Origin of the sequence: Streptomyces bobili, from assembly GCF_002154575.1 — a bacterium.
In the GTDB taxonomy this organism is placed as follows: domain Bacteria; phylum Actinomycetota; class Actinomycetes; order Streptomycetales; family Streptomycetaceae; genus Streptomyces; species Streptomyces bobili.
Map to the genome: position 1 here is coordinate 1 of NZ_MUBA01000149.1, position 4,649 is coordinate 4,649.

At 71.3% G+C, this 4,649-nt stretch carries 5 protein-coding genes; 2 read left to right on the top strand and 3 right to left on the bottom strand.

The features are described 5' to 3' along the window. Positions 1–215: 215 nt before the first annotated feature. Positions 216–905 (top strand): FadR/GntR family transcriptional regulator, encoded by a 690-nt coding sequence (locus BZL64_RS13160; protein ID WP_086769314.1) that lies wholly within the window; start codon positions 216–218, stop codon positions 903–905. On the opposite strand, the gene BZL64_RS13165 is transcribed toward BZL64_RS13160, so the two are convergent. The 3 genes from BZL64_RS13165 to fabG all read right to left on the bottom strand — a co-directional run bounded on the left by BZL64_RS13165 (position 886) and on the right by fabG (position 2,879). Continuing rightward, complete coding sequence (locus BZL64_RS13165; RefSeq protein WP_086769316.1) at positions 886–1,239, bottom strand: hypothetical protein; 354 nt, start codon at positions 1,237–1,239, stop codon at positions 886–888. The two genes, BZL64_RS13160 and BZL64_RS13165, sit on opposite strands and share 20 nt — an antisense overlap. Before the next feature lie 162 nt (positions 1,240–1,401). Next, the gene (gene fabI / locus BZL64_RS13170) at positions 1,402–2,169 is read right to left on the bottom strand and encodes an enoyl-ACP reductase FabI (RefSeq protein WP_086769318.1); all 768 of its coding nucleotides are present in this window, start codon (positions 2,167–2,169) and stop codon (positions 1,402–1,404) included. Between the two features lie 5 nt (positions 2,170–2,174). Next, positions 2,175–2,879 (bottom strand): 3-oxoacyl-[acyl-carrier-protein] reductase, encoded by a 705-nt coding sequence (gene fabG, locus BZL64_RS13175; protein WP_086769320.1) that lies wholly within the window; start codon positions 2,877–2,879, stop codon positions 2,175–2,177. Between the two features lie 243 nt (positions 2,880–3,122). On the opposite strand from fabG, the gene BZL64_RS13180 reads away from it, so the two are divergent. After that, complete coding sequence (locus tag BZL64_RS13180) at positions 3,123–4,646, top strand: TldD/PmbA family protein (RefSeq protein WP_086769322.1); 1,524 nt, start codon at positions 3,123–3,125, stop codon at positions 4,644–4,646. The last annotated feature ends 3 nt before the right edge of the window (positions 4,647–4,649 follow it).

The window sequence follows — 4,649 nt, forward strand, 5'->3', positions numbered from 1 at the left end:
GGGTCGCCCACGCGCGCGTGGCGGGCGGCGGGGCCGACGGGCGCCCCCGGGGGTCCGCGGACCCGCCGGCCGGCGGGGGTCCGTCGGTCGAGGGTGCGGTGTCGCGCATGCGCATGGTGTCCTTGCTCGCCATGTCGCCCATCATAGAATCATGGGATGATTGGTTGTCCATCCCCGAGTGCTCTCTGCCGGCCCGGCCCGTGCGAAGGTGTGCCATGCCCCTGAGCCATCCCCGTCGCTCGGCGCTGTCCGAGCAGGTCATCGCCGCACTGCGCACGCAGATCACCTCGGGCGAGTGGCCGGTGGGCTCGCGCATCCCGACGGAGCCTGAGCTGGTCGAGCAGCTGGGCGTCGCCCGCAACACCGTCCGCGAGGCCGTCCGCGCGCTCGCGCACAACGGCCTGCTGGACATCCGCCAGGGCTCGGGCACCTACGTGGTGGCGACCAGCGAGCTGGCGGGCGTGATGCACCGCCGTTTCGCCGACGCCGACCCGCGGCACATCGCGGAACTGCGCGCCACCCTGGAGTCGGGCGCGGCACGGCTGGCCGCCGAGCGGCGTACGGAGAAGGACCTCAAGCAGCTGGACGCGCTGCTGCTGCGCCGCGAGGAGGCGTGGGAGTCGGGGGATGCCGAGGCCTTCGTGTCGGCGGACGCGACCTTCCACCTGGCGGTGATGGCCGCCTCCCACAACGACGCGATGACCGCCGTGTACGCCGATCTCGGCGAGGTTCTGCGGGACTGGCTGCGCGAGGACGTCGGCGAGGAGCTGACGCCGGAGACGCACATGGACCACACGCGGCTGGTCGACGCCATCCGCGCGCGGGACGCGGAGACGGCGGCCGTCGAGGCGGCGAGCTATCCCTTCCTGTGCCGGCCCGGACGGTTCACACCAACTGGTGGCTGACCCAGGCCGCGCCGACCTCCTTCCAACAGCGCCCGGTCAGCCGTACGGTCACGGCGGGGCCCACGTCGGCGGGGGCGCCGTCGGTGTCCAGGTCCCACCAGCGTGCGCACTCGATGTGCAGGCGTACCCGGTCCGTGGCGGCGTCGGGGTTGTGGCAGTAGGCGGTGACCCGGGACCCCTCCACGCTGATCCGGCACTCCGCGCCGAGCGGTTCCTCCGTGACGACGGCGGCGTGCCGTGCCGGTACGCGCGCGTGGGGCCGCGCGTCGTTCGGCAGGGACAGGACGAGGCAGACGGCGACGGTCACTGGGGCCACGCTGCGGAACAGGCGCACAAAGGGACCTCCTCGGCCGGGCTGGGGAGGGAGACGCTTGACGGACGCGCACTTCAGAGTGCGGTGCGTGGCCGCTCCGCCGCCCGGCCGGGTGCGCCGAACGGGTGACGCCCCGCTCCCCGCGCGAGGCGGGCGGCGGGGCGTCGACGAGGTGGCCGGGGATCAGGCGCCGATGGCGTGCAGGCCGCCGTCCACGTGGATGATCTCGCCGGTGGTCTTCGGGAACCAGTCGCTCAGCAGGGCGACGATGCCGCGCCCGGCCGGATCGGGGTCCTTGAGGTCCCACTCGAGCGGGGAGCGGGTGTCCCACACGGCGGCCAGGTCGCCGAAGCCCGGGATGGACTTCGCGGCCATCGAGGCGAGGGGGCCCGCGGAGACGAGGTTGCAGCGGATGTTCTGCTTGCCCAGGTCACGCGCCATGTAGCGGCTGGTGGCCTCCAGGGCGGCCTTGGCCGGGCCCATCCAGTCGTACTGCGGCCAGGCGTACTGCGCGTCGAAGGTGAGGCCGACGACGGAGCCGCCGTTCTGCATCAGCGGCAGGCAGGCCATGGTGAGCGACTTCAGGGAGAACGCCGAGACGTGCATGGCCGTGGCGACCGACTCGAACGGCGTGTTGAGGAAGTTGCCGCCGAGGGCGTCCTGCGGGGCGAAGCCGATGGAGTGCACGACGCCGTCGAGGCCGCCCAGCTCCTCGCCGACGACGTCGGCCAGCCGGCCCAGGTGCTCGTCGTTGGTCACGTCCAGCTCGATGACCTTGGTGGGCTTGGGGAGCTTCCTGGCGATGCGCTCGGTCAGCGTGGGCCGCGGGAACGCGGTCAGGATGATCTCCGCGCCCTGCTCCTGGGCCAGCTTGGCGGCGTGGAAGGCGATGGAGGACTCCATCAGCACACCGGTGATCAGGACGCGCTTGCCCTCGAGAATTCCGCTCATGGTGATCAGTGACCCATTCCCAGTCCGCCGTCTACGGGGATGACGGCTCCAGTGATGTACGAGGCGTCGTCCGAGGCGAGGAACCGCACCGTCGCGGCGATCTCGTCGGGCTGCGCGTACCGGCCGAGCGGCACCTGCGAGACGATGCCCGCACGCTGCTCGTCGGTCAGCGCCTGCGTCATGTCGGTGTCGACGAAGCCCGGCGCGACGACGTTGAAGGTGATGTTGCGCGACCCCAGCTCACGGGCGAGGGAACGCGCGAAGCCCACCAGGCCGGCCTTGGAGGCGGCGTAGTTGGCCTGTCCCGCGGAGCCGAGCAGCCCGACCACGGAGGAGATGAGCACGACCCGGCCCTTGCGGGCCCGCAGCATGGCGCGGTTGGCGCGCTTGACGACGCGGAAGGTGCCGGTGAGGTTGGTGTCCAGGACCGAGGTGAAGTCCTCCTCGGTCATGCGCATCAGGAGCTGGTCCTTGGTGACGCCGGCGTTGGCGATCAGGACCTCGACCGGGCCGTGCTCGGCCTCGATCTCCTTGTAGGCCTGCTCCACCTGCTCCGAGTCGGTGATGTCGCACTTGACGGCCAAGAAGCCGGCCGGCGGCTCCCCCGACCGGTATGTGATCGCGACCTTGTCGCCGGCGTCGGCGAACGCGCGGGCGATGGCGAGGCCGATGCCTCGGTTGCCTCCGGTGACGAGAACCGAGCGGCTCAACGGATCACCCTTTCCGTAGGGGTCTTGACACACCGCCCGAGACCTGGAAGGCAGGCGGCTTCCCTCGAAACCTATCGGTACGCCGACGCGCTCGGACATCAGGGCACCGACAGCGCGTCACGGGACTGGCTGTGGGGTTTCTACAGAAAGTTGCCGGAGCGGGCCGGAAAGCTGTGGTCCCGGGGTCCGCTCGCGCGACATGATCGGAGCCATCACAGGCGACGACCACAGGGAGATACCCAGGTGCCTCACAGCATCGACGAAAGTTTCACGGCACTGCCGTTGCGGGCCCTCGCCGACGCCGCCCTGGCACGCGCGCGTGCGCTCGGCGCCGACCATGCGGACTTCCGGTTCGAGCGGGTGCGCAGCGCGTCCTGGCGGCTGCGGGACGCCCGGCCCTCCGGGTCGTCGGACACCACCGACCTCGGGTACGCGGTGCGCGTGGTGCACGGCGGGACGTGGGGGTTCGCGTCCGGGGTGGACCTGACGATGGACGCCGCGGCCAAGGTCGCCTCGCAGGCGGTGGCGATGGCGAAGCTGTCCGCGCAGGTGATCAGGGCGGCCGGGTCGGACGAGCGGGTGGAGCTGGCCGCCGAGCCGGTGCACGCCGACCGCACCTGGGTCTCGTCGTACGAGATCGATCCGTTCACGGTGCCCGACGAGGACAAGGCGGCGCTGCTCGCGGACTGGAGCGCGCGGCTGCTGGGGGCCGACGGGGTCGACCATGTCGACGCCTCGCTGCTCACCGTCCACGAGAACAAGTTCTACGCCGACACCGCGGGCACGGTGACCACTCAGCAGCGGGTGCGGCTGCACCCGGCGCTGACGGCGGTGTCGGTGGACGAGTCCAGCGGTGAGTTCGACTCGATGCGGACGATCGCGCCGCCGGCCGGGCGCGGCTGGGAGTACCTCACCGGCACCGGCTGGGACTGGGACGAGGAGCTGGAGCGGATCCCGGAGCTGCTCGCGGAGAAGATGCGGGCGCCGAGCGTCGAGCCGGGCCTGTACGACCTGGTGGTCGACCCGTCCAATCTCTGGCTGACCATCCACGAGTCGATCGGCCACGCGACGGAGCTGGACCGGGCCCTCGGCTACGAGGCGGCCTACGCCGGTACCTCCTTCGCCACCTTCGACCAGCTCGGCAAGCTGCGCTACGGCTCGGATCTGATGAACGTGACCGGTGACCGTACCGCCGAGCACGGCCTGGCGACCGTCGGTTTCGACGACGAGGGCGTCGAGGCGCAGTCCTGGGACCTGGTCAAGGACGGCACGCTCGTCGGCTACCAGCTGGACCGGCGGATCGCGAAGCTGACCGGGTTCGAGCGCTCCAACGGGTGCGCGTTCGCCGACTCCCCCGGGCACGTTCCGGTGCAGCGCATGGCCAACGTGTCGCTGCGGCCGGATCCGGCGGGGATGTCCACCGAGGGCCTGATCGGCAGCGTGGACCGCGGGATCTACGTCGTCGGGGACCGGTCCTGGTCGATCGACATGCAGCGCTACAACTTCCAGTTCACCGGGCAGCGGTTCTTCCGGATCGAGAACGGGCGGATCACCGGGCAGCTGCGGGACGTGGCATACCAGGCGACGACCACCGAGTTCTGGGGTTCCATGGCGGCCGTCGGCGGCCCGCAGACGTACGTCCTGGGCGGCGCCTTCAACTGCGGCAAGGCCCAGCCGGGCCAGGTCGCGGCCGTGTCCCACGGCTGCCCGTCCGCCCTGTTCAAGGGCGTCAACATCCTCAACACGACACAGGAGGCCGGCCGATGAGCG

Coding starts and splice junctions, on each gene's coding strand:
- BZL64_RS13160 (WP_086769314.1), top strand. CDS start 216: ATGCCCCTGAGCCATCCCCGTCGCTCGGCGCTGTCCGAGCAGGTCATC.
- fabI (WP_086769318.1), bottom strand. CDS start 2,169: ATGAGCGGAATTCTCGAGGGCAAGCGCGTCCTGATCACCGGTGTGCTG.